This window comes from Janthinobacterium sp. NFX145, assembly GCF_049810325.1.
GTDB classification, from domain to species: domain Bacteria; phylum Pseudomonadota; class Gammaproteobacteria; order Burkholderiales; family Burkholderiaceae_D; genus Janthinobacterium; species Janthinobacterium rivuli.
This window is the reverse complement of sequence record NZ_CP187360.1, coordinates 5,604,722-5,629,483: the sequence shown is the minus strand read 5'-3', so window position 1 is coordinate 5,629,483 and position 24,762 is coordinate 5,604,722. Positions and strand designations below refer to the sequence as shown.

The 24,762-nt window shown below is 63.7% G+C and carries 22 protein-coding genes and 1 tRNA gene; 14 read left to right on the top strand and 9 right to left on the bottom strand.

Features of this window, described 5'->3' with window-relative positions:
* Window positions 1-84 precede the first annotated feature (84 nt).
* Window positions 85-2,343, bottom strand: coding sequence for a putative bifunctional diguanylate cyclase/phosphodiesterase (locus ACPJXG_RS25240; RefSeq protein ID WP_425252655.1), 2,259 nt, complete (start codon window positions 2,341-2,343; stop codon window positions 85-87).
* An 88-nt stretch (window positions 2,344-2,431) separates the two neighbouring features.
* Window positions 2,432-3,259, bottom strand: a complete 828-nt coding sequence (locus ACPJXG_RS25235) for a YggS family pyridoxal phosphate-dependent enzyme (RefSeq protein ID WP_425252654.1) — start codon at window positions 3,257-3,259, stop codon at window positions 2,432-2,434.
* Between the two features lie 77 nt (window positions 3,260-3,336).
* On the opposite strand from ACPJXG_RS25235, the gene ptsJ reads away from it, so the two are divergent.
* Together ptsJ and ACPJXG_RS25225 are read left to right on the top strand one after the other, a co-directional pair.
* Entirely contained in the window at window positions 3,337-4,653 is a 1,317-nt protein-coding gene (ptsJ, locus tag ACPJXG_RS25230) for a transcriptional regulator PtsJ (RefSeq protein WP_425252653.1), read from the top strand.
* Window positions 4,654-4,686: 33 nt separating this feature from the next.
* Window positions 4,687-5,406, top strand: a complete 720-nt coding sequence (locus tag ACPJXG_RS25225; RefSeq protein WP_425252652.1) for a glutamine amidotransferase-related protein — start codon at window positions 4,687-4,689, stop codon at window positions 5,404-5,406.
* Window positions 5,407-5,454: 48 nt separating this feature from the next.
* Here ACPJXG_RS25225 and ACPJXG_RS25220 read toward each other — a convergent pair whose 3' ends face one another.
* A complete protein-coding gene (locus ACPJXG_RS25220) occupies window positions 5,455-5,760 on the bottom strand; it encodes a PsiF family protein (RefSeq protein WP_035824403.1) in 306 nt (101 codons plus the stop codon).
* Between the two features lie 264 nt (window positions 5,761-6,024).
* Here ACPJXG_RS25220 and ACPJXG_RS25215 point away from each other — a divergent pair, with 264 nt between their 5' ends.
* The 3 genes from ACPJXG_RS25215 to ACPJXG_RS25205 all read left to right on the top strand — a co-directional run bounded on the left by ACPJXG_RS25215 (window position 6,025) and on the right by ACPJXG_RS25205 (window position 9,113).
* The gene (locus ACPJXG_RS25215; RefSeq protein WP_034784389.1) at window positions 6,025-6,564 is read left to right on the top strand and encodes a DUF2058 domain-containing protein; all 540 of its coding nucleotides are present in this window, start codon (window positions 6,025-6,027) and stop codon (window positions 6,562-6,564) included.
* A gap of 130 nt (window positions 6,565-6,694) precedes the next feature.
* The gene (locus ACPJXG_RS25210; protein ID WP_425252651.1) at window positions 6,695-8,287 is read left to right on the top strand and encodes a DUF6861 domain-containing protein; all 1,593 of its coding nucleotides are present in this window, start codon (window positions 6,695-6,697) and stop codon (window positions 8,285-8,287) included.
* Between the two features lie 31 nt (window positions 8,288-8,318).
* Window positions 8,319-9,113, top strand: coding sequence for a hypothetical protein (locus tag ACPJXG_RS25205; RefSeq protein WP_425252650.1), 795 nt, complete (start codon window positions 8,319-8,321; stop codon window positions 9,111-9,113).
* Window positions 9,114-9,164: 51 nt separating this feature from the next.
* On the opposite strand, the gene ACPJXG_RS25200 is transcribed toward ACPJXG_RS25205, so the two are convergent.
* A tRNA-Phe gene (locus ACPJXG_RS25200) sits at window positions 9,165-9,240 on the bottom strand.
* A 186-nt stretch (window positions 9,241-9,426) separates the two neighbouring features.
* Between ACPJXG_RS25200 and dkgB the strand changes: the two genes are divergently transcribed.
* From dkgB to ACPJXG_RS25155, 9 genes are all read left to right on the top strand, one after another.
* The gene (dkgB, locus tag ACPJXG_RS25195; protein WP_425252649.1) at window positions 9,427-10,251 is read left to right on the top strand and encodes a 2,5-didehydrogluconate reductase DkgB; all 825 of its coding nucleotides are present in this window, start codon (window positions 9,427-9,429) and stop codon (window positions 10,249-10,251) included.
* Window positions 10,252-10,261: 10 nt separating this feature from the next.
* Window positions 10,262-11,191 carry an LLM class oxidoreductase gene (locus ACPJXG_RS25190; protein WP_425252648.1) on the top strand — a complete coding sequence of 310 codons (930 nt, stop codon included), beginning with the start codon at window positions 10,262-10,264 and terminating at the stop codon, window positions 11,189-11,191.
* Between the two features lie 66 nt (window positions 11,192-11,257).
* Window positions 11,258-12,502: a UbiH/UbiF family hydroxylase gene (locus tag ACPJXG_RS25185; protein WP_425252647.1), complete on the top strand. Its 1,245-nt coding sequence runs from the start codon at window positions 11,258-11,260 to the stop codon at window positions 12,500-12,502.
* Window positions 12,503-12,662: 160 nt separating this feature from the next.
* On the top strand, window positions 12,663-13,379 hold the full coding sequence (locus tag ACPJXG_RS25180; protein ID WP_035824412.1) for a DsbC family protein: 717 nt from the start codon (window positions 12,663-12,665) through the stop codon (window positions 13,377-13,379).
* Window positions 13,380-13,510: 131 nt separating this feature from the next.
* Complete coding sequence (locus ACPJXG_RS25175; protein ID WP_034753534.1) at window positions 13,511-13,969, top strand: (2Fe-2S)-binding protein; 459 nt, start codon at window positions 13,511-13,513, stop codon at window positions 13,967-13,969.
* A 10-nt stretch (window positions 13,970-13,979) separates the two neighbouring features.
* Window positions 13,980-16,253, top strand: a complete 2,274-nt coding sequence (locus ACPJXG_RS25170) for a molybdopterin cofactor-binding domain-containing protein (RefSeq protein ID WP_425252646.1) — start codon at window positions 13,980-13,982, stop codon at window positions 16,251-16,253.
* Between the two features lie 13 nt (window positions 16,254-16,266).
* Window positions 16,267-16,845: a nucleotidyltransferase family protein gene (locus ACPJXG_RS25165; protein WP_278317689.1), complete on the top strand. Its 579-nt coding sequence runs from the start codon at window positions 16,267-16,269 to the stop codon at window positions 16,843-16,845.
* Window positions 16,846-16,893: 48 nt separating this feature from the next.
* On the top strand, window positions 16,894-18,723 hold the full coding sequence (locus ACPJXG_RS25160; RefSeq protein WP_425252645.1) for a M61 family metallopeptidase: 1,830 nt from the start codon (window positions 16,894-16,896) through the stop codon (window positions 18,721-18,723).
* Window positions 18,724-18,910: 187 nt separating this feature from the next.
* On the top strand, window positions 18,911-20,113 hold the full coding sequence (locus tag ACPJXG_RS25155; RefSeq protein WP_425252644.1) for a GGDEF domain-containing protein: 1,203 nt from the start codon (window positions 18,911-18,913) through the stop codon (window positions 20,111-20,113).
* Here the strand turns inward: ACPJXG_RS25155 and ACPJXG_RS25150 are convergent.
* From ACPJXG_RS25150 to trpE, 5 genes are all read right to left on the bottom strand, one after another.
* Window positions 20,064-20,528 carry a hypothetical protein gene (locus ACPJXG_RS25150; protein ID WP_425252643.1) on the bottom strand — a complete coding sequence of 155 codons (465 nt, stop codon included), beginning with the start codon at window positions 20,526-20,528 and terminating at the stop codon, window positions 20,064-20,066. The genes ACPJXG_RS25155 and ACPJXG_RS25150 overlap by 50 nt on opposite strands.
* A 20-nt stretch (window positions 20,529-20,548) precedes the next feature.
* Window positions 20,549-21,349 (bottom strand): indole-3-glycerol phosphate synthase TrpC, encoded by an 801-nt coding sequence (trpC, locus tag ACPJXG_RS25145; RefSeq protein WP_278317692.1) that lies wholly within the window; start codon window positions 21,347-21,349, stop codon window positions 20,549-20,551.
* A 33-nt stretch (window positions 21,350-21,382) separates the two neighbouring features.
* Window positions 21,383-22,426 (bottom strand): anthranilate phosphoribosyltransferase, encoded by a 1,044-nt coding sequence (gene trpD, locus ACPJXG_RS25140; protein WP_176390745.1) that lies wholly within the window; start codon window positions 22,424-22,426, stop codon window positions 21,383-21,385.
* Window positions 22,427-22,491: 65 nt separating this feature from the next.
* A complete protein-coding gene (locus ACPJXG_RS25135; protein ID WP_035824429.1) occupies window positions 22,492-23,055 on the bottom strand; it encodes an aminodeoxychorismate/anthranilate synthase component II in 564 nt (187 codons plus the stop codon).
* 1 nt (window position 23,056) lies between these two features.
* Window positions 23,057-24,553 (bottom strand): anthranilate synthase component I, encoded by a 1,497-nt coding sequence (gene trpE / locus ACPJXG_RS25130; protein WP_035824432.1) that lies wholly within the window; start codon window positions 24,551-24,553, stop codon window positions 23,057-23,059.
* Between the last annotated feature and the right edge of the window lie 209 nt (window positions 24,554-24,762).

Below are 24,762 nucleotides of genomic sequence, written 5' to 3'. Positions count from 1 at the left end.
GCTTTAATCAAAGGGGATGGTGAAGGTACAGGCTATGAGGCCGGTATTCTAGCGGAGGAGTTTCGTGCAGGAAATGTCGTAAAGCTAAGCTTGATTGTGAGCGAGCCAGCCGAGAAAGTCGGCTAGCGGCATGGGCCGCGCATACAGGTAGCCTTGCAAGCCATCGCAATCGTGGGCGAGCAGGAAGTCGGCCTGCTCCTGCGTTTCCACGCCTTCAGCCACCACGCGCAAGCCCAGGTGGCGCGCCATGGCCAGGATCGCTTGCACGATGGCCGTGTCGCGCGCATCGCGCGGTGTGTCGTCGATGAAGCGCTTGTCGATTTTGAGTTCATACAGCGGCATCGAGGTCAGGTAGGCGAGGCTGGAATAGCCGGTGCCGAAATCGTCGATGGAAAAGCGGATACCCAGGGCCGCCAGCTCGCGCATGCGCGCCAGCGAGGCGTCGCGCTGGTCGATCAGCAAACCCTCCGTCAGTTCTAGGATCAGGGCACCGGCCGGCGTGCCGTGTTCGGCCAGCGCGGCCTGCACGCGGGCGGCGAAATCGGGCTGGCGAAACTGGGCCGGACTGACATTCACCGACAGGGCGACGGGCTGCCCGGCCCGCGCCAGCATGGTCGCCGCACGGCACGCCTCGCGCAGGGCCCAGTGCCCGAGCTTGATGATCAGTCCCGATTCCTCGGCGATGGGAATGAACACGCCTGGCGCGATGTGCGTGCCGTCCGCCTGCGGCCAGCGCATCAGCAGTTCGGCGCCCGTCACACGGCCGTGACGGTCGACCTGCGGCTGTACGTGCATGCATAATTGACTGGCATCGAGGGCGCGCGCCAGCGCCCGTTCCAGGGTCAGACGGCGCTCCACGCCCGCCTGCATGGCCGCTTCAAAGAAGGCGATGCCGTTGCGTCCTTCCGCTTTGGCGCGGTACATGGCGATGTCCGCTTCGCGCAGCAGGTCGTGCGCCTGCTGGCCCGCTTTCGGCAGCAGGGTCACGCCGATGCTGGCGCTGCAATGATAGGACTGCCCGTCGATATCGAAGTCGCGCGCGATGGCGGCGCGGATTTTCTCGGCCACCTGGGCGGCCGCGCGGGCGGCGCTGTCCAGGTCATCGGCCAGGTGCGCCAGCAGCACGACGAATTCGTCGCCGCCGATGCGCGCCACCGTGTCGGCCTTGCGCATCAGCTGCGCCAGCCGTTCGCCCGCCAGGCGCAGCAGCGCGTCGCCGGTGGCGTGGCCGCGCGCGTCGTTGATGTGTTTGAAGTGGTCGAGGTCGATGAACATCAGCGCGCTGATGGACTGGTCGCGCGGTGCGGCGGCCAGCAGGTGAGCGATGCGGTCCATCAGCAGGCGCCGGTTGGGCAGGCCCGTCAGCACGTCGTAGAAGGCCAGGCGGTGGATGTCCGCTTCCGATTTCTTGCGCTCGTCGATTTCGCGCTCGACGGCCACCCAGTGCGTCTGCCTGCCGTCCGCATCCGTGAACGGCACCAGTTCCGCCTCGACCCAGTACGCCTTGCCGGCCTTGTTGTAATTCAGCAATTCCGCCCTGGCCGGCTGGGCCTGGGCCATGGCGGCGGCGATGCGCGCCAGTTCGTCCGTATCGGTGGCGTCGCCTTGCTGGAACAGCAGGCTGCGGCCCAGCACCTCGGCGCGCGCATAGCCGCTGCTGCGCTCGAAGGCGTCGTTGACGAAGATGATGCGCGTGGCCGGTGCCGCGCCGGTGGGGGCATCGCTCACTTCGGCGATCATGACCATGTCGTTCAGGCGGGCCAGCGCCGTGGCCGTCAAGCGCAGGTCGGCGTTCAGCTGCGACAGGGCCTGGCTGCTGCGTTCCAGGTGGCGCAGCAGGAAGGCGCAGGACAGGGTCAGCACGGCGGCGATGAACAGGAAGTTCAGGGCCACGATCAGCGCGCGCAGCACGGGGGAGTCGGGCACGCCCTGCACGTGCAGGGCGACGTCGGGATGCAGGCCGAGGACAAAGATGGTCAGCGACGTCAGGGCCAGGGTCGACAAGGCGGGCCGCATCCCCAGCAGCAGGGCCGCCAGCACGGGCATGAGCATCATGTAGATCTGGCTGACGGGGCCGATTTTCAGCAGCAGGCCCACGCCCACCAGATAGGCGATGATGAGAAATTGCCACACGCGCCAGCGGTAGGGCATGGCGCGCCAATGCCAGATGAGGCCGATCCAGCCGATGGCGAGCACGTCGAGGATGACTATGGACCAGATAGCTTCGCGCGCGGCCAGCAGGGCGCTGGGAATGGCAGTGACGATGCCCAGCAGCAGCACCGCCTGCAGCAGGCGCGCAAAAATCTGTCCGCGCCAGTGCGCGAGATCGTTTGACGCGGCCACGCTGCCGTCCTTTCACCAGTGAGCTCTGCTGCCAAGCTGAGCAGTATGGTAAAAATATTACGCGGTATCGTTCAGCATGTCATCTTGATCATTCGGCATGATTGACGGCGCGACCACCTTCCGCCGCCGGCCAGTAGTGGCTATCGGGCGTGTCCCGCGCGCCGAAGATGGCCTGGCCGACGCGCACGACGGTGGCGCCTTCCTCAATGGCGATTTCATAATCGCCGGACATGCCCATCGACAGTTCGTCGAGGCCGATGCCATCAGGGACGTCCTGGCGCAGCCGGTCGCGCAGTTCGCGCAGCAGCACGAAGCAGCGGCGCACGCGCACGGCTTCCGCCGACAACAGCGCCAATGTCATGAGGCCGCGCACGCGCAGCGCCGGGAAGGCGGGCAGCTGGCGCAGGAAAGCGGCCACCTCGTCCGGCGGCAAGCCGTACTTGCTGGCTTCACCCGAGGTGTTCACTTGCACGAACACATCGAGTCCGCGCCCTTCCGCTTGCAGGCGCCGTTCCAGCGCCTCGGCCACGCGCAGGCTGTCGAGGGCCTGGAATTCGCTGGCAAAACGCGCCACCAGCTTGGCCTTGTTTGTCTGCAAATGGCCGATCACCGACCATTGCAGGTCGGCCAGATCCGCCATCGCTTCCCATTTGCGGCCCGCTTCCTGCGGCTTGTTTTCTCCCAGCATGCGGCAACCGGCGGCGTACGCCAGGCGCAGGCTCGCCTCGGGCTTGGTCTTGCTGACGGGCAGCAGGCGCACGCCGGCCGGGTCGCGCCCGACCCGCTGGCACGCGGCCGCCATGCGCGCATGCACCGCCGCCAGGTTGCGGCGGAAGTCGTCCACCGACACGGCTTGCGGCCAACGCCCATGCCGCTCATGCATGGTGGGAGTGAGCAAGGGGATGTCGTTGTGCATGTGTCAGCCTTGTCTTCGCGCTATTAGCGGCAGGAGCCGCCGCAGTGATGTATGATTGTCCTATGCCAAAATATATCATGTCTGAGACTATCGTAAAAATCACAGGGAAAACCGCGGCGGAACTGTTCGACAGCATCCGCGCGCTGACGCAGGCGGGAGAATTGGCGCCGGGCCAGGAGCTGCCCACCGTGCGCGAGCTGGCCGCCGCCTTGGGCGTCAACCGCAATACCGTGTCGCTGGCGTACCAGCGCCTGGTGACGGCCGGGCTCGCGGTCACGCAAGGGCGCCTGGGCACGGCCATCCGCGCGCAGCGCGATCCGGGCGAGCAGGAAGGCTTGCTGCCCGGCTCGCCATTGGCCGACCTGGGTGGCGGCAACCCGAACCTTGCCTGGCTGCCCGATGTCGGCGCGGCCCTGGCGCGCAAGCCCTACCGCCCGCGCCTGTATGGCGAGGCTACCGTGGACCCGCAGCTGGAAGTGCTGGCGCGGCGCTGGATGGCCGGCGATTGCCTCGAGGGGCACGACATCACCCTGACGAATGGTGCGGTCGATGCGGTCGAGCGCCTCTTGGGGGCGTATCTGGTCGCGGGCGACAAAGTGGCCGTGGAAGACCCGTGTTTCATCAGCAGCATCAACACCTTGCGCAGCGCCGGGCTGCACGCCGTTGGCGTGGCGGTCGATGCCGAGGGCATGCAGGCCGGGGCGCTGGAACGGGCGCTGACGCAAGGCGCGCAAGCCGTCATCGTGACGCCGCGTGCGCACAATCCGACCGGCTGCAGCCTGAGCGCGGCGCGCGCGGCCCAGCTGCGCGCCGTGCTGGCCGCCTACCCGCACGTGCTGGTCATCGTCGACGACCATTTCTCGCTGTTGTCCACGGCCGGCTACCAGGACGTGATTCCCCCTGCGGCCCGGCACTGGGCGCTGATCCGTTCCGTGTCGAAGATCTTCGGCCCCGACCTGCGCCTGGCCGTTGTCGCCAGCGACGGGCAGACGGCACAGCGCCTGCGCCTGCGCCTGGCGCCCGGCACGAACTGGGTCAGCCATCTCTTGCAGGATGCCGTGAGTTCCTGCCTGTCGTCGCCCGAGGTGTCCGCGCAAGTGGTCCTGGCCCGCGCCGACTATGCGCGCCGCCGCGACATGGTGGCGGCGGCGCTGGCGGCGCACGGCCTGGTCTGCGCCAGTCCCACCGATGGCCTGAATCTGTGGCTGCCGCTGCCGGACAGCAGCCAGGCGGCCGTGCTGGCGCTGGCCCGGCATGGCTGGCTGGTGCGCGGCGGCGAAGCCTTCGGCGTGCAGGTGTTGACGCAGGGATTGCGGATCACCGTGTCGACCATCGATGAAGCTGGCGCGCAGGCGTTCGCCGCGGTGCTGGCCCAGGTGCTGGGCCAGCCATAGTTTTTTAATTCCTCGCCACAGAAAGGGAACATCATGAAAGTCCATTTCATCGTGCATGAAGCGTTCGAGGCGCCGGGCGCCTATGAGACATGGGTGCGCGAGCGCGGCCACCAGGCTACGTATTCCCGCGTCCATGCCCATGAACCGCTGCCCGGCTCCATCGCGGACATCGACCTGCTGGTCGTCATGGGCGGACCGCAGTCGCCGTCGACGACGCGCGAGGAATGCCCGCATTTCGACGCGGCAGCCGAACAGGCCCTGATAGCCGCATGCGTCGCGGCGGGCAAGGCCGTGGTCGGCGTTTGCCTGGGCGCGCAGCTGATCGGCGCGGCCCTGGGAGCGCCCCATGCGCACAGCCCTGAAAAGGAGATCGGCAAGTTTCCCATCGTGCTGACGGAGGCAGGGCGGGAGAACGACAAGTTCAAGCATGTCGGCGATGTTCTGGAAAGCGGGCATTGGCACAGCGACATGCCGGGCCTGACCGATAGCGCGAAGGTCATCGCCTATAGCCAGGGCTGCCCGCGCCAGATCATCGAATACGGCAATCTGGTGTACGGCTTCCAGTGCCATATGGAGTTCACGCCGGAGGTGGTCGAGCTGCTGATCGCCGCGTCAGCAGCAGAGCTGGCCACGCTGGCGTCGCACCGCTTCGTGCAACAGCCAGCCACCCTGCGCTCCCACGACTGGCAAGCCATGAACGGCCAGCTGTTTGTTTTCCTCGACCGCCTGATGCAGGCGTACGCGGCGCAATAAAAAAACGCCAGCATGATGCTGGCGTTGTGGGGGCAAGCGGCGAGGCGCTTATTTCTTCGGTGCGCTCAGGCATTCCTTCATGAAAGCCTTGCGGGCGTCGCCCTTCATGTCCTTGGCGTCGACATTGCATGCTTTCATCTTGTTTTGCTGCGTCATGGCCGGCGCGGGCTTGGCGCTCAGGCATTCCTTCATGAAGGTCTTGCGCTCATCGCCTTTCTTGCCGGCGGCATCCGCATTGCAGGTCGTCATTTTTGACTGTTGCGCCGTCTTGGCGACGGGCGCCGCTTCCGGAGCGGCGGCAAAGGCGGTGCTGGCAAACGCGGCGGCGATGCAGAGGGCGATGAATTGTTTCATGGTAAATCCTTTAGACGCAGTCGGTGGAAGGGGACGTGCAAGCGGCAGGTAATGCCGGTATGCAGAACGTAACTAACTATATGACATTTATCAACAAAATTTCCACTCGAGTGTGTCTTTTTGTTACTGACAGGCACAAGGCGCCTGCCGGCTTGCCCGGGCAACCATGTTGCGGCGGCAGCGCCCCTGTTTTTTGCTATGCTAGCGTCTTTCCACCGGTCGATGCCGCTGCCTTGGCCGGCGCACCCTCAATACGGAGTAGTTATGGTCTCGTTGCAAGAGCAGTTTTTAAAGGCCGGCCTGGTCGACAAGAAGAAGGTCAAACTGGCCAACCAGGACAAGAGCAAGCAGAAAAAGGACGAGCGCAAGAGCGGTACGCAAAGTGTCGACGAAGTGCGCCTGGCCGCGCTTGAGACGCAGCGCAAGAACGCGGAACGCGCGCGCGAACTGAACGCCCAGCGCGACGCGGCTGCCAACCAGAAGGCCATCGTGGCGCAGATCGCGCAAATGGTGCAAAAAAACCGCCAGAGCAAGGGCAACAACGGCGACGTGCCGTATAACTTCACGTTCAACAACAAGATCGAGCGCATCTACGTGACGGCCGCCGTGCAGGCCCACCTGGTGGCGGGCCGCCTGGTGATCATCTGCCTGGGCGGCGCCGTGGAACTGGTGCCGCGCATCATCGCCGACAAGATCGCCGAACGCGACCCGGCCATCGTCGTGCGCGTGAAACAGGCCAGCACGGAAGTGGATGAGGACGATCCGTATGCGGCGTTCCAGATTCCCGATGATTTGATGTGGTAAGAGGGTGATTGCAGCGTTGAGACACGAATGCAGATGCTGCAAGCAAGAAAATAAGAGCAATCGCTGAGCCTGCTCAACGTCGGCACAGCCCAGCGCGGCATGCTGTGGGAATCTTCCCATCGGGCATGCCATGACGATACTTCCCTGCGACCGCGCGCGCCTGCATGCCATGCTGGTGGCGCTCGATCAGCAAGCCGAGCGTGACCTGCGGCGCCATCTGTTACACGCAAGGCATGATACCGCTGTCCTGATTCGTGCTGAGAACCGTTCGCGTCGCGTGCTGCAGGCGCTCGATTACGCCAAAGATCCAGCGCTCAGGCGTTTGCGCCTGCAGTTTTCGCAGGTCGATATTGCCACCATATGGCCACAGCTGAGCGAAATTTGCCATGATGTCGCCTTGTGCCTGGGCATGGCGACGCTGGCATCGCAGGCGGCGCTGGAAGCCTTGCTGGCGCAGGTGTTCAACGCGGGCGCCATGGGCAAGTCCATGGTTGCCGGCCTGCGCGACGCCGGCAGCACCTACCGTATGGGCTTAGGCAAATTATGGGGGGCTGATCCGGCGCATACCGGTTTTGTTGTGTCTGACTTGCATCGCCCAGCGCCGCATGCCAGCATGGTTGCCGCCGATTTCGCCCATGGCCATGCGCTCGCCGTCACCGCCATGCTGCGCAGCCTGAGCCTCGGTTTACGCCGCGGCAGCATGCGGCGGCAAGCCATACTCGGCGCCGCCATGCACAATGCGCGGCTCGGCCCCAAGGTCGCCATGTGGTTGGCGCGCAATGAACTGGCGCTGGCCAGGCATCCGTCCTTGCAGGCGCGAACGGCGGCGATCGAGACGGCGCCTGCCATGCTGGCGCTCACCGCGCCGGCCGCTGCCGTCAAAGGCGTGGCGGCAAACGCAAACAAGGCCGCGCGCGATATGGAAATCCTGCGCTTCTACGCGGCCCAGGGCAACCGTGAAGCCTACTGGAACTATCTGGCCGCCGGCGGCGACCGTTATGCGCGGCTGGCGCTGGGTGTCGTGCGCAATGACACCATCAGCGGCGCCATTGCCAACGGTTATGCGCAGATGCGGGCAGATCAGCTTGGGAGAGTGATGAGCGAGCGCGACTGGAATCAGTTTGGCATCGAGCTGATGCGGGCTGATCTTGGATATCGTGAAAAATATCGGCCAAATTCGATGGCGCTGGGGAAAATCGCACCGCTTTCGGTGGAAGATGTGGCGAAATATCACGCTGTAATTTTCAAAGAGTTTCTTTTGGATTCAGAGGCGTGGACCGCGCATGTTCCTCTGTCTCCTTATCTTGATGCCCATGATGTCGCAGGTGCGGAGAAAGTCTGGCAGGCCATGCTCGATGAGCGCTTTTATGTCAATGCATCGCGTGTTTTGCGGTCGGAAGGGCGTGCGTTATTGAGCGGAGTAAATTCCATGGAGCATGCCGCCTGGCTGGGAAAAATTGGCGTGCTCATGTCAGGCTACGCCCTCGATCCATTCCAGGCCTATGGCGACGCGGACAAGATCGGCAGTTGGCGCTACGCGAATGGCGCTTGGTCGCGCATGCATTTCGATTATCCGGCCGCCATGGATGGCAGCTTCGGCATGGACATGGCGCCTGAGCGGCTGCGCAAGCAATTGGATCTGGACAGGCTGTTCCGCCTGGAACGTCTGCGTCCGATGGACAAACATCCGCAGGACCTCTCTCATCTGATGCCGGGGCAGTGAGATGACGCAACCACCCCCGTGCAAGCGACATTTGGCAACAAAGATATTGCTCGCCATTTTCTGTCTGGCCGCCCTGGCCTGGTATGCGTCGCCACGCAAACGGCCAGCGACCGAACTGCACATGATGGTCAATGGCAATAAGCTTCTCATTCCCGCGAACTATATTCCAAGCTATATGCGGGGCTTGTACGAGCAAGCCGGCAACAGACAGGGTTTGCTCTTGCAAGCGCGGTGGACGGGGGGCAAGTTGCTGCCCTTCATCGCTCCGCATGACAATACGCCCGTCTGGATCCGTTATCAGGATGAAGTCTCCATTCTGGTGCAGCATTTTGACGCCAACACGCTGGCCGAAAAGTATCAGCTTGCCCAGCACTTCAGCTCGATCTGGATGCCGAATCGCAAGCAGGCGGCGTCACGTCATGGCTTGCTGCGCTACGAACACAACGATCTGCCGCAGCGCGTGCGGGAAGATGTGATCACGGTGTTTTATGAAAAGGACTTGTATCTGTATCCATCGCGCGAGCGGATAGAAACACAGATTGTCTGCGACCCCGATTTTTTTCCCGATCCCGGTACGGAAAGAGCGAAAGCGCTGGAGAAGCGCGGTAAGTTGGTAATAGGCCCTAGCTGCTCGCACGATATTTTCCTGCACGGCTTGAGAAATTCTCATATCGACATCGGCTACTTTCGCAGCCATCTGCACGAATGGCAAGCCATCGAGCAGGCTGTGGTCGCGTTGCTGAATTCATTGAATCAAGAGCCGCAGAAGGCCTTGCCGCTGGCGCGGCAGCGTGAGGCTCAGCGTGAAAGCGGGATGAGACGATAAACGCAAAAACGCCACCCGAAGGTGGCGTTTTTGTATGCACTGCTGAATTCTTGGTGGCCCGGGGCGGAATCGAACCACCGACACAAGGATTTTCAATCCTCTGCTCTACCGACTGAGCTACCAGGCCAAGGTGGCGAATTATAGCAGACCAAAACGGGAATGCAAGAGCCGGCTGCGACTTTTCCCCGATTTCCTGCATGGGCATCATATTACTTGCCTGTAGATCAAATATGATTTGATATAAACGGTATTTTTCTCAACAAAGGATGGGCGCATAGTGTGGTCATTGAAATGTATTTGAGAGGACTGCCGCATGAACACGACTACCCAACACACCGCCATCCCTGAAATCGGCCTGGGCACCTTCCGCTTGCAGGGCCAGGTCGTCATCGATTCCGTCACCACGGGCCTGGATGTCGGCTACCGCCATATCGACACGGCGCAAATCTATGGCAATGAGGCCGAAGTGGGCCAGGCGATCGCCGCCAGCGCCGTCCCGCGCGATGAGCTGTTCGTTACCACCAAGATCTGGATCGAGAGCCTGCAGCGCGACAAGCTGATTCCCAGCTTGAAAGACAGCCTGCACAAGCTGCGGCTGGAACAGCTGGACCTGACCCTGATTCACTGGCCGTCGCCGCAGGACGCCATTCCCGTGGCCGACTACATGGCGGCGCTGGCTGAGGCGAAGGCGCAGGGGCTGACCAGGGCCATTGGCGTATCGAATTTCACCAACGCGCAGCTGCGGCAAGCCATCGATACGGTGGGCGCGGCAGAAATCGCCACGCAGCAGATCGAGATCCACCCGTTCCTGCAAAACCGCAAGGCCATCGATTTCGCGCGCAGCCAGGGCATCCACATCACGGCCTACATGCCGCTCGCGTATGGCAAGGTGATGGTCGATCCCGTGATCGCGGCCATCGCCGCGAAGTACGGCGTGACGCCGGCGCAAGTGGCCCTGAGCTGGTCGCTGCAGCAAGGCTTTGCCGTGATCCCGTCGTCGACCAGGCGCGCCAACCTGGAAGCGAACCTGCATTTCCAGCGCATCACCCTGTCGCCGGACGAGATGGCGCAGATGGCGACGCTGGAGCGTGGCGAGCGCCTGGCCAACCCGGACGGCCTGGCGCCGCAGTGGGATTGAGATGGGCGCCATGACTGCGATGCAGACGCTGGGGCAGGGCGGTTTCAGTATCGGCCTGGAACTGCCGCTCGATAACGACTGGTCGTCCACGGGGCGCCAGGCGTATGCGGCGTCCGGCCGCGTGCCGGGCGAGCCGGATCTGAAACAGCATGCCGCGCTGGCCAAGCTGGCCGACCGCCTGGGTTTCCGCGCCCTTTGGCTGCGTGACGTGCCCCTGTACGACCCGTCTTTCGGCGACGCGGCCCAAGTCTTCGAGGTGTTTACTTACCTCGGCTACCTGGCCGGCATCACGGACAACATCTTGCTGGGCACGGCCGCCGTGGTGCTGCCGCTGCGCGAACCGGTGCTGACGTTAAAAGCGGCGGCCAGCGTCGACCAGTTGAGCGGCGGGCGTTTGCTGCTGGGCGTGGCCAGCGGCGACCGGCCCGTCGAGTATCCCGTGTTTGGCCGCGATTTCGAGCAGCGCGGCGCCGCCTTCCGCGAGCAGGTCGCCATGCTGCGCGACTGGGGCGAGATGCGCCTGCCGCCCGGCATCCGTCTGCTGCCCAAGCCGGCCGCGCCCTTGCCGCTGCTGGTGGCGGGGCTGGCGCAGCAGTCGCCCGCGTGGATCGGCGCGCAGATGGATGGCTGGCTCGCCTATCCGGGCACGCCGGACGACCATGCGCGGCGTTCGGCGCAATGGCGCGCCGTGGCCGGCGACGACAAGCCATACGTCAGCTTCATCCACCTGGACCTGGATGAGGATCCGAACCTGCCGCTGCAGCGCTTCCGCTTCGGCGGTCGCACGGGGCGCGATGGCCTGATCGCCGAGCTGCACGCCATGCGCGCGGCCGGCGTGCGGCATATCGGCCTGCAGCTGCGGCAGAACCGCCGCCCGCTGGCCGAGACGATGCAGGAGATCGCGGACCACGTGCTGCCCGTCTTTCATGGAACCGCTTGATCTGGGGCACGCGTCCCGTACTTCGGGACTATCTGAAACAGGTGGGGCAAACGCTATAATGGCCGCATGAACAGTCCCACTCCCCCCACCATGCGGCGCTTCATGCATAGCCACAGCGACGTTTGCATCGTCGGCAACGGCGCCATCGCGAAAACCACGGCGCTGGCGTTTGCCCAGGCAGGACAAAGCGTCACCCTGTTATCTCCGGCGAGCCCGCCGGTGACCGCTTCCCCTTTGGCCGCCAAGCCGGTCGAAGCCAGCTGGGATGTGCGCGTGTATGCGCTCAATCACACGGCGCACGATTTGCTGTCGTCGCTGAAGGTGTGGGGCGCCCTGGAGGCTGACAGGGTGGCGCCAGTCGACGCCATGCTGGTCAACGGCGACGGCGCGCAGGCGGGCGGACTCGGTTTCGACGCCTACGGCGCCCATGTGGGCAGTCTGGCGTGGATCGTCGAAGACCGCAACCTGGGCCAGGCGCTGGACGCCGCCCTCAAATTCGCGCCGAACGTCAGCGTGCTGCAGGGCCGCGCCAGCCGTCTGGAATGGACGAATGACTCGGCCATCGTGCACCTCGATGGCGGCGACACCATCACCTGCGCGCTGGTGGTGGGCGCGGATGGCGCCCAGTCGTGGGTGCGGGGCCAGTGCGACATCGGCCTCGATTACCGCTCGTATGGCCAGCGCGGCGTGGTCAGCAACTTCGCCTGCGAAAAGCCGCACCATGGCGCGGCCCACCAGTGGTTCACGGGCAGCGAAGGAATCGTCGCGCTGCTGCCGCTGCCGGGAGACCGCGTTTCTCTCGTCTGGTCGGCGCCCGATGCGCTGGCCGATACCTTGATGACTGAAACTGCCGATGCCCTGGCCGCGCGCCTGTCCGCGTATTGCCAGGACAAGCTGGGAAAACTCACGCCGTTGCAGCCGGAACTGGTGCGCGCCTTCCCATTGACCCTGATGCGCCCGCACGCCATGGTGGCGCCGCGCGTGGCCCTGGTCGGCGACGCCGCCCACGTGGTCCATCCGATGGCCGGCCACGGGATGAACCTGGGTTTTGCCGACGTGGCGCAGCTGGTCAAGACGATCAGCGAACGCGAAGCGCACCGCGGCATCGGCGACGAACGCGTGCTGGCCCGCTATGCGCGCGCGCGCAAGGAAGACGTGCTGCTGATGCAGCTGGCCACCGATGGCCTGGCGCGATTATTTGGCGCCGATCTGGAACCGTTGCGCGTGGTTCGCAATTTGGGATTAAACTTGCTGGATAAATTACCTGCCCTGAAGCGCAAAATGATTGCGCACGCCTTGGGGCATCCGTAAATATCAGCGTATCTTAAGATATCGCCGGATAATGGCATTAGTGAAAATTCAAGGTCGCCGCAGCTGGTCTGCGGCGCTCGTTTTATTAAAGAGATAACGGCGCCGGGCCCCCTGCCAGTTTCGCCGGGCGTTACAAAGTGGAGAAGTGATAGTGATCAAAATGAGCAGAATCGCATTGGTACTGGCCTCGGGCCTGATGATGTCGTGCGCCGGCGCCGAAACGCCGACGGAAGCAAACATCAAAAAGCTGATCGAGCCGCGCCTGGGCGAAGGCGCCAAGGTCGATTCGGTCAAGGAAACGCCGTACGGCGGCCTGTACGAAGTGCGTACGGGTGGCGACATCCTGTACACGGACAAGAGCGCGCAGTACCTGTTCGTCGGCCACGTCTTCGACGCCAAGACGTCGCAGGATCTCACCAAGGTGCGCCTGGATGAAGTCAACCGCATCAAGTTCTCCGACCTGCCGCTCGATTCCGCCATGAAGACCGTCAAGGGCAATGGCAAGCGCGTGATCGCCGTGTTCGAAGATCCGAACTGCGGCTATTGCAAGCGCTTCCGCCAGAACGCCCTGAAGGAAATCGACAACGTCACCGTCTACACCTTCATGTACAACATCCTGTCGCCGGACTCCATCGTTAAGTCGCGCAATGTCTGGTGCGCGCCGGACCGCAACAAGGCCTGGGATGACTGGATGTTGAATGGCAAGGCGCCGGCCACGGTGGCCGCCACGTGCGCCAACCCGCATGAAAAAATCCTGGCCCTGGGCCAGCAATTGCGTGTCTCGGGCACGCCAGCCATCTTCTTTGCCGACGGCAGCCGCATTCCGGGCGCGGTCGATGCGAAAACGCTGGAACAGAAATTCTCGACCATTAAGTAATCCGGGCTGTCGCCAGGAAGGCTGGACGGCGCGCCCTCGCAAGGCGCGCTTTTTTTTGCGTTTTTTTCCGCTGTCGTATCATCAAGTGTTGTTCGTAGACGCCATAACAATCCAAAGAGGGGAAGCAGCAGATGATTACCTTGAATATCAACGGACGCGACACGCAAGTCGACGCCGATCCATCCACGCCCATCCTGTGGGCGTTGCGCGATAACCTGAACATGACGGGCACCAAGTTCGGTTGCGGCGCGGCCCTGTGCGGCGCCTGCACAGTGCACCTCGACGGCCAGCCGATCCGCTCGTGCATCACGCCGATTTCCTCGGTGGGCGCGCAAAAGATCACCACCATCGAAGCGATGGAAAACGACCAGGTGGGCAAGGCCGTGCAGGCCGCATGGGTGCGCCACGACGTGCCGCAATGCGGCTACTGTCAAAGCGGCCAGGTGATGAGCGCCACGGCGCTGCTGCGCACCAACAAGGCGCCCAGCGATGCCGACATCGACGGCGCCATGAGCGGCAATATCTGCCGCTGCGGCACCTATCAACGGATCCGCGCAGCCATCAAGGACGCGGCCAAGACCCTGGCCTGAGGAGAACGGTATGCGTATCGAATGGTTGAATCAGGAAGCATTGCAGCATGGCGAGGTGACTCTGGGCGCGGCGCTGGCATCGGCGCCGGTGGCGGTCGTTGGCGCGGCCGATGGCGTGTCGCGGCGCGGTTTCATGAAGGCTGGCGCGGTGGCCGGCGGCGGCTTGATGCTGGGCTTTTTCCTGCCGGGCGCAGGCAAGCTGGCGCAGGCGGCCGATGCCGCGCCCGCCAAGCCCGTATATGCCCCGAACGCGTTTTTGCACATCGCGCCCGACAACACGGTGACGGTGCAGGTGAACCGGCTGGAATTTGGCCAGGGTGTGCAAACGAGCTTGCCCATGCTGATCGCCGAGGAACTCGACGCCGACTGGAGCCTCGTGCACGGCGCCCTGGCACCCGCCGGGGAACAATACAAGGATGCCGCCTACGGCATGCAGATGACGGGCGGCTCGGGCAGCATCGCCCACTCGTTTACACAGTACCGCGAAATCGGCGCGAAGGCGCGCGCCATGCTGGTGGGCGCCGCCGCCGCGCAGTGGAAAGTCAGTCCCGACCAGGTGCGCGCCGCCAAGGGTGTGCTGTATGGCCCCGGCGGACAAAAAGCGACCTACGGCGAATTTGCCGACGCGGCCATGCGCCAACCCGTGCCCGCCACCGTCAAGCTGAAAGACCCACGCGACTTTGTCATCATCGGCAAACCCGTGAAACGCCTGGACGCGGCGGCCAAGTCCACGGGAAAACAGCAGTTCGGCATCGACTTCAAGCCGCCAGGCGCGAAAGTGGCCATGGTGGCGCGTCCGCCCGTGTTTGGCGCCAAGGTGGCGAAATTCGACGCCAGCAAGGCCAAGGCCATTCCTGGTGTGCTCGACGTGCTGGAAGTGAAGACGGACCGTGGCGGCAGCGGTGTGGCGGTGATCGCCACTGGTTACTGGCCTGCCAAGCAGGGGCGCGACGCTTTGGCGATCGAGTGGGATAGCGGCGCCGTGGAAAAGGTCAGCAGCGACAAGCAGCTGGCCGCTTTCAAGGCGCTGGCGAAAACGCCGGGCACGGTGGCGCGCCCATTCGATGTCGCAGCGCTGGCCAAGGCGCCGAAAAAGATCGAAGCTGTCTACGAATTCCCTTACCTGGCGCACGCGCCGATGGAGCCGCTCAACTGCGTCGTCGACCTGCAGGCGGACAAATGCACGATGTGGGTCGGTTCGCAATTCCAGACGGGCGACCAGGCGGCGATTGCGGCCACCTCCGGCCTGAAACCGGAGCAGGTGACCCTGCACACGATGATGGCCGGCGGCGGCTTTGGCCGGCGTGCCGTGCCCTCGTCCGACTATGTGGTCGAAGCCGTCAACGTCGCCAAGGCATACCGGGCGGCGGGCAAGAGCGGTCCGTTAAAGCTGATGTGGAGCCGCGAGGATGACATCAAGGGTGGTTACTACCGGCCGTCGCATGTGCACCGCGCGCAGATCGGCCTCGACGCCAAGGGCAAGATTCTCGCCTGGGACCACACCATCGTGGGCCAGTCCATCATGGCCGGCACGCCGTTCGAAGCCTTCATGGTGAAAAATGGCGTCGACGGCACCATGGTCGAAGGCATGGGCGAGCCGTACACCCTGCCGATGAAGCTGTCCGTGCACACGGCCAAGGCGAACGTGCCGGTGCTGTGGTGGCGCTCCGTCGGCTCGACGCATACGGCCTTTGTCATGGAAACCCTGATCGACGAGGCGGCGCACGTGGCGAAGATGGATCCCGTCGCCTACCGCAAGCAGCTGATCGACGCCAAGCACACGCGCCACATCGCCGCGCTGGACCTGGCCGTGGCCAAGTCCGGCTATGGCAAGAAGAAGCTGCCGAAAGGGCAAGCCTGGGGCGTGGCCATGCACGAGTCGTTCAACTCCGTCGTCGCTTATGTGGTGACGGCTTCCGTGGTGGAAGGCGCGCCCAAGCTGCACCAGGTATGGGCGGGCGTGCATTGCAACCTGGCCGTCAATCCCCTGACGATCGAGGCGCAAGTGCAGGGCGCCGCGCTGATGGCGCTGGGCATGACCATCCCCGGCGCGGCCATCACGCTCAAGGATGGCGTGGTGCAGCAGCAGAACTTTGGCGACTACCCCGTGCCGCGCATGCAAGACATGCCGGTGATCGAGGTGCACCTGGTGCCGTCGGGCGACGCGCCGACGGGCATGGGCGAGCCGGGCGTGCCGCCATTGGCGCCTGCATTCGCCAATGCGCTGTTTGCCCTGACGGGCAAGCGCCTGCGCAAGCTGCCGTTCGACCTGGCGGCCGCATGACGGCAGTAGTTTTTTGAGTACGGTCGGCATCTTGCTGGCAGCCGGAAGGGGGCGCAGGTTCGACCCTTCCGGCGTGCAGAACAAATTATTGCAGCCTTTGACGGAAGGCTCGCATGCGGGCTTGCCGGTCGTGGTGGCGGCGGCCAGGAACATGCTGGCGGCCCTGCCGCGCGTGCTGGCCGTGGTGCGCGCAGACGATACGCAAGTGGCGCGTGCGCTCGGTGCGCTGGGCTGCGAGGTGCGCGTCTGCCACGACGCCGATACTGGCATGGCCGCCTCGCTTACCTGCGCCATCGACTATGTGCGCGGCGCGCCGGGCTGGCTGATCGCCCTGGGCGACATGCCTTTCGTGGAAGCGGCTACAATCGCCACCTTGTCGCAAGCCATCGGCGATGGCGCGCGCATCGCCGTGCCCGTGTTCCAGGGACGGCGCGGCAATCCTGTCGCGTTCAGCGCCTTTCACTTGCCGCTGCTGCTGGCGCTCGATGGCGACCAGGGTGCGCGCAGCATCGTCAACAGCCATGCCGTGTGTGAAGTGACAGTGGACGACGGCGGCATCTTGCGCGATATTGATACACCTGACGATTTGTAAGGCGGGGCAGTGGCGTTCCCGGGAAGACAGGCCAGACACGAGGAAAACATGAAGAAAGCACCGATTAAAAAAAGCATCGCCAAGGCGCCCGCCGCCGGCATCATCTACAGCATCGCCGCCCTTGATCTGGCTGGCCACATGTTCAAGGTCACCTTGACGGTCAAGTCGCCAGCCGCCATCGGCCAGGTCTTTTCCTTGCCGGCCTGGATTCCGGGCAGCTACATGATCCGCGAATTTTCGCGCAACATCGTCAGCATCCGCGCCGAGTCCGAGGGCAAGGCCGTGGCGCTGACCAAACTGGACAAGCACTCGTGGCAAGCCGCGCCGTGCAAGGGACCGTTGACGGTCGAATATGACGTATATGCGTGGGACCTATCCGTGCGCGCCGCCCACCTGGACCAGAATCACGGCTTCTTCAACGGCACCAGCGTGTTCCTGCGCGTGCTGGGCCAGGAATCCGACGCACATGAAGTGCACATCGTGCAGCCGAAGGATGCGGCCTGCAAGACCTGGCGTGTCGCCACGACCCTGCCGGAACTCAAGGCCAAGCGCTATGGCTTCGGCAGCTACCAGGCCGCCAACTACGATGAGCTGATCGACCACCCGGTGGAGATGGGCGACTTCGCGCTGGCCACCTTCACCGCGCATGGCGTGCCGCACGATATCGTCGTCACGGGCAAGGTGCCGAACCTGGACCTGGACCGTCTGTGCCGCGACCTGAAAGCCATCTGCGAAACGCAGATCGCCTTCTTCGAGCCGAAGACCAAGAAAGCGCCGATGGACCGTTACGTGTTCATGACCATGGCCGTCGGCGACGGTTACGGCGGCCTCGAACACCGCGCCTCGACGGCGCTGATCTGCGCCCGCGCTGACTTGCCGACGACGGCGTCGACCAGCACGGAAATCGGCGACGGCTACCTGAAATTCCTCGGCCTGTGCAGCCATGAGTACTTCCACACCTGGAACGTCAAGCGCATCAAGCCGGCCGCCTTTGCGCCGTACAACCTGCAGGCGGAAAGCTACTCGCCGCTGTTGTGGCTGTTCGAAGGCTTCACCAGCTATTACGACGACCTGATGCTGGTGCGCGCTGGCCTGATCGACGAAGCGGCCTATTTCAAGCTGCTGGGGAAAACCGTCAACAGTGTCTTGCGCGGCAGCGGCCGCAGCAAGCAAAGCGTGGCCGATTCCAGCTTCGACGCCTGGGGCAAGTACTACCGCCAGGATGAAAACGCGCCGAACGCCATCGTCAGCTACTACACCAAGGGTTCGCTGATCGCGCTGGCCTTCGACCTGACGATCCGCACGAAGACGAATGGCGACAAATCGCTGGACGACGTGATGCAGGCGCTGTGGCAGCGCTATGGCCGCGATTTCTACAAGGGCAAGGCGCGCGGCGTGACGCCGGCCGAAGTCGAAGCCCTGTTCGACGAGATTGCCGGCACGCGCATGAAGCCATTCTTCGAGCGCTACATCCGCGGCACGGACGACGTGCCGCTGGCGCGCCTGCTGGCGCCGTTCGGTGTGAAATACAGCGACGCGCGCAAGGCGGAAAAAGCCAGCCTGGACGTTAACCTGGGCCGCGACGGCAACGACGCCAAACTGGCGCAGGTACACCAGGGTGGCGCCGCCCACACAGCCGGCCTGTCGGCGGGCGACGTGCTGGTGGCCGTCGACGGCTTGCGCGTGACGGGCAGCAACCTGGACACCTTGCTGGGCCGCTACGCCGTCGGCGCCAGAGTCGCCATCCACGCCTTCCGCCGCGACGAACTGATGACGTTTGCGGCCGTGCTGCAGGGCGACCGCGTGCCCGGCGTCAGCCTGACCCTGCTGCCGGCGCCAAAGAAAGCCACGGGGCCGAAGCGCCCTAGCGCTGTATAAGCTGTTCGTCACGCGGTAAGACAGAAAACCGGCCGTCACTGGCCGGTTTTCTATTTCAGACTGCAATTTCTCAAATGCAACTCATCCGCCGGCAGCCGCGGATAACCATCATATTTACTGCAAATGAACTAATTTTTCTTTAACTAAACTAAAATTGCCGAACTGCTTATTTTAGATCGCGCCCAACGTGGAAACCCTCGATCCCCGAACCATCATGCTGATGACGACCCTGATGTGCGGGGCGATGAGCATTGTCATGTTCTCGGTGTATCGCAGTTTCCGGCGCGAGGTGCATGGCCTGGGGCATTGGGCGGCCGGTTTGCTGTTGCTGGTATGCGCGTCCCTGCTGTTTGGCACCCGCGAGGTACTGCCGCCGGCATTGTCGATGATCGCGGCTAATGCGGCGCTGGTGGCCGGCATCGGCCTGTCGATGCTGGGCACGGAAAAATTCTTTGGCCTGGCGCCCAGCCGCCGCGCCTATCTGCTGATACTTGCCCTGGCCATCGCCGGCAATAGCTGGTGGCTGCTGGCGCGCCCCGATTTCTCGGCGCGCGTGGCGGTCTTTTCCCTGCTGGTCTTCCTGTTTTATGCGCGCCAGGTGCAACTGGTGTGGCGTCATGGCGAACGCCATTTCTCGAGTTTTTTCTTTGGCGTGCTGATGCTGATGCAAGCCCTGGTGGTGCTGGTGCGGGGCATATCGGCCTTGCTGCATGGCGGCGCCAGCGTGAACCTGACGGTGGCAGGCACGCCGGCCGGCATCTATCTGGCGGTCGCCAATTTCATGGCGTTGCTGCTGACGGTGGGCTTCATGACGGTGGCCACGCGCCGCCTGCAGCAGATACTCGAGCGCCGCTCGACCCATGACCCGCTGACGCAGGTGCTGAACCGGCGCGGCTTTGGCGACGCCTATGCGCGCGAGACGGGCAATCTGCGGCGTCGCCGTTTGCCGCTGACACTGCTCAGCATCGACCTCGATTACTTCAAATTGATCAATGACCGCTACGGTCACGCGGTGGGCGACCAGGTGCTGGCGCACGTGGCCGCCGTCATCGGCAGCGCCTTGCGCGAATCGGATTGTGTGGCGCGTTTCGGCGGCGAGGAATTCGTCGTGCTGATGCCGGACATGCCGGCGCATAATGCGCTGGGCGTGGCCGAACGCATCCGCGCCTTGCTGCACGAACCCAGTCATGCGGGGCTGCCGCCGTGTACGGTCAGTATCGGCGTCGCTTGCCAGGCATCGGTGGTGGAAGGGCTGGAACAGCTGCTGTCGCGCGCCGATGCGGCCCTGTACCTGGCCAAGGAGCGGGGACGCGACCGCATCGAACTCGATACCGCCGCGGTTACTGCGGACCGGACAAGGTCCGCAGCTGGAACCGGTACTGGTCGTTGAACAGAAAGGTTTCGGAAAAATCGAAGGTTTTGGCGTGGCGGCGCATCAGGTGCCCGGCCGGCGGAAACGCGTTTTGCACGCGCCGCACGGCGGCCAGCGCGGCGGCTGAAGCTTCGCCGTCGCGCGAACGGTGCACGTGCACGTTTTTCAGCTCGCCGTCCGGGCCCACGCTCAGGTCAAGCACGACGATGGCCGGCAGCATGGGCGGCAGGCGCCCGCTGAACGTGTATGCACCGTTGGCGGCCATGATCTGCTGCGCCACCAGCGATTTGTAGGCGTCGATGCTGGCGGCCAGCTGTATCGCGGCCGGCGTGCGAGGGGGCGTGGACGTGGGCGTGTTCACCGCCGGCGGGGGCGCAGTCTGGCAAGCCGACAGCAGGCTGGCGGCGGCAAGGACGGTGATCGCGTGTCTCATGCCTGCCAGACTACCATGCTTTAACTGAACAGGCGTTCCAGCTCCACGCCCGGGTCTGGCGCGCGCATGAACGCTTCGCCCACGAGGAAGCTGTGGATGTGCGCATCGCGCATGCGTTGCACGTCGGCCGTGCTGTGGATGCCCGATTCCGTGATGATCAATTTGTCCTGCGGGATGCGCGGCAAGAGATTGATGGTCGTGTCCAGTGACGTTTCGAAGGTGCGCAGGTTGCGGTTGTTGATGCCGATCAGCGCGCTCTTGAGTTTCAGGGCCGCCGTCAGTTCGTCACCGTCGTGGCTTTCGATCAGCACGCCCATGCCCAGTTCGTGGGCGCACGCTTCCATCTCGGCCATCAGGCCATGGTCGAGCGCCGCGACGATCAGGAGGATGCAGTCGGCGCCCATGGCCCGCGCTTCATAGATCTGGTACATGTCGACCATGAAATCCTTGCGCAGCACGGGAATGGCGCAGGCGGCGCGCGCCTGCTGCAGGTATTCCACGGAGCCCTGGAAGAACTGCTCGTCCGTCAGCACGGACAGGCACGCCGCGCCGTGTTGGGCATAGCTGGCGGCGATGTCGGCAGGGCGAAAGTCGGCGCGGATCACGCCTTTCGAGGGCGACGCTTTTTTGACTTCGGCGATGATGCCGGGCTTGCCGTCGGCGATGTGCTGGCGCAGGCTAGCTTCAAAACCGCGCAGGCCGGCGCGCAGTGCGCTGTCGCTTTCCACGTCGCCGCGCAGGCTGGCCAGACTGCGGTGGGCTTTGGCCTTGGCCACTTCATCGGCTTTCACTGCCAGGATTTTATCGAGTATGTCGGACATGATGGTCGCTATTCTATAAGGAGGGCGGAGGGCTTACGCTTGCTTTGGTGTGCCCAGCTGCTGCGTGACCTGCACGAATTGATCGAGTTTTGCCAGGGCCGCGCCCGAGCTGACGGCGGTGCGCGCGCGCGCCAGGCCGTCTTCGATCGAGCTGGCCACGCCGGCCGCGTACAGCGCCGTGCCCGCGTTCAGGGCGACGATGTCGGCGGCGGCGCCGGGTTCACCGCGCAGCGCTTCCATCATCTTCGCCTTCGATTCGACGGCATCGGCCACCTTCAGGTTGCGGCTGGCGATCATCTGCAAACCGAAATCTTCGGGATGGATTTCATATTCGCGGATTTCGCCGTTGACCAGCTCGCCCACGAGGGTAGAGGCGCCCAGCGACACTTCATCCATATTGTCGCGGCCATACACGACGATGGCATGCTGCGCGCCCAGGCGCTGCAGCACGCGCACCTGGATGCCGACCAGGTCGGCGTGGAACACGCCCATCAGAATATTCGGCGCACCGGCCGGATTCGTCAGCGGCCCGAGGATATTGAAAATCGTGCGCACGCCCAGCTCCTTGCGCACGGGCGCCGCATGCTTCATGGCCGCATGGTGGTTCGGCGCATACATGAAGCCGATGCCCGTCTGCGCGATCGACTGGGCGATCTGCTCGGGCTGCAGGTTGATGTTGACGCCCAGGGAGTCCAGCACGTCGGCGCTGCCGGACGAGGACGAGACGCTGCGCCCGCCATGCTTGGCTACGCGCGCGCCGGCGGCGGCCGCCACGAACATCGAGGCGGTGGAAATATTGAAAGTGTGCGCGCCGTCGCCGCCCGTGCCGACGATGTCGAGCAGGTTGGTGGTGTCGGCCATGGGCACCTTGGTGGAAAACTCGCGCATCACTTGCGCGGCGGCGGCGATTTCGCCGATGGTTTCCTTTTTCACGCGCAAGCCCACGGTCAGGGCGGCGATCATGGTGGGCGACATTTCGCCGGACATGATCTGGCGGAACAGGTACAGCATTTCGTCGTGAAAAATTTCGCGGTGTTCGATGCAGCGCAGCAGGGCTTCTTGTGGTGTGATCGGCATGATGCTTCCTTCTTCAATGATGGCGCAGGAGGACACTGATGGCACGCCGTGGCGTGCGCGGAAAATCAGCGCTCGAGAAAATTCTTCAGCAGGGCGTGGCCGTGTTCCGAGAGGATCGATTCGGGGTGGAACTGCACGCCCTCGATATCGTATTCCCGGTGGCGCACGCCCATGATTTCGCCGTCGTCCGTCCACGCCGTCACTTCCAGGCAGGAAGGCAGCGAGGCGCGTTCGATCGCCAAAGAGTGGTAGCGGATCACTGTGAAGGGGCTGGGGATGTCCTTGAAGACACCCACGCCCGTATGCGCGATGAGGGAAGTCTTGCCATGCATGACTTGCTTGGCGCGGATGACCTTGCCGCCAAACGCTTCGCCGATGGCCTGGTGCCCCAGGCACACGCCGAGTATCGGCTTCTTGCCGGCGAAGTGCTTGAGCACTTCCACCGAAATGCCCGCCTGTGCCGGCGCTTTCGGACCGGGCGAGATGCAGATGCGGTCCGGGTTCAGCGCCTCGATCTGTTCGATCGTGATTTCATCGTTGCGGTAGACCCGCACGTCTTCGCCCAATTCGCCGAAATACTGCACGATGTTGTAGGTGAAGGAGTCGTAGTTGTCGATCATGAGCAGCATCTTAAAACCCTCCATCCAGGCCATCTTGCACTTGTTCGGCGGCGCGCAGCACGGCGCGCGCCTTGTTTTCAGTTTCCTGCCATTCCATTTCGGGGATGGAGTCGGCCACGATGCCGGCCGCGGCCTGCACGTACAGCATGCCGTCCTTCACCACGCCCGTACGGATGGCGATGGCCACATCCATTTCGCCGCCAAACGACAGGTAGCCGCAGGCGCCGCCGTAGATGCCGCGCTTGGTGATTTCCAGTTCATCGATCACTTCCATGGCGCGCACTTTCGGCGCGCCCGTCAGGGTGCCGGCGGGGAAGGTCGCGCGCAGCACGTCCAGGTTCGACAGGCCCTTCTTGAGGGTGCCTTCCACGTTCGAGACGATGTGCTGCACATGCGAGTATTTTTCGATGACCATGCGGTCGGTGACGTGCACGCTGCCCGTCTCGGCAATGCGGCCGATGTCGTTGCGCGCCAGGTCGATCAGCATCACGTGCTCGGCGATCTCTTTCGGGTCGGCCAGCAGCTCGGCCGACAATTCGGCGTCGCGCTCCGGCGTGGCGCCGCGCGGACGGGTGCCGGCGATGGGGCGCAAGGTGACTTTCTTGCCGCCGTCCGCCGTCTTCTCGTTGCGCACCAGGATTTCCGGCGAGGCGCCGATGATTTGCATGTCGCCGAAATTATAGAAGTACATATACGGCGACGGGTTGAGCGAACGCAAGGCGCGGTACAAGGTCAGCGGCGAATCGACGTATGGTTTGCGGATGCGCTGGCCGATCTGCACCTGCATCAGGTCGCCCGCCATCACGTATTCATGCGCCTTGGCGACGGCCTTCAGGTAGTCTTCCTTGGAAAAGTCGCGGATGGTTTCCGTGCGCACGGAAGCGCTGGTGACGGGCGCATCGACACCGCGGCGCAGCATCATGCGCAAGTCCTTCAGGCGCTGCTGCGCTTTCGAAAACGATTCGGGCTGCGTGGTGTCGGCGTAAACGATCAAATACAGTTTGCCGGACAGGTTGTCGATGACGGCCAGTTCTTCCGTCACCATCAGCTGGATGTCGGGCAGCTTCAAGTCATCTTTCGGCGCGCCGCCGGCCAGTTTTTTCTCGATGTGGCGCACGGTATCGTAGCCGAAGTAGCCGGCCAGGCCGCCGCAGAAGCGCGGCATGCCGGGGCGCAGGGCCACTTTGAAGCGCGACTGGAACTGTTCGATGAAGTCGAGCGGATTGCCTTCGTGCTCTTCGATCACGACGCCGTTCTTGACGATTTCGGTGCGCTTGCCATAGCTGCGCAACACGGTCGTGGCGGGCAAGCCGATGAAGGAATAGCGGCCGAAGCGTTCGCCGCCGACGACGGATTCGAGCAGGAAGGTGTTCTTGCCACCTTGTTGGGCCTGTGCCAGTTTCAGGTACAGGGTGAGCGGCGTTTCCAGGTCGGCGAACGCTTCCGCGATCAGGGGGATGCGGTTGTAGCCTTGCTGGGCCAGCGATTTGAATTCGAGTTCGGTCATGTTTCTCTCCATGCCGTCAGGGTATGAGTGTGCATAGTGCACAAACCCTGCGGTGGGTTATCAAAAAACTTGCCGGTACATGCAACGTGCGCAAAATGCGCAAAGGACGCGTGTGCAGCCGGCAGCAATCGTAACGGCTCGGCCCTTAGGCCTGCCAGGATTGCCAGCGTCGCCAAAGCCAGGCCTCAATCGAGCCGGTTTGGGTGACA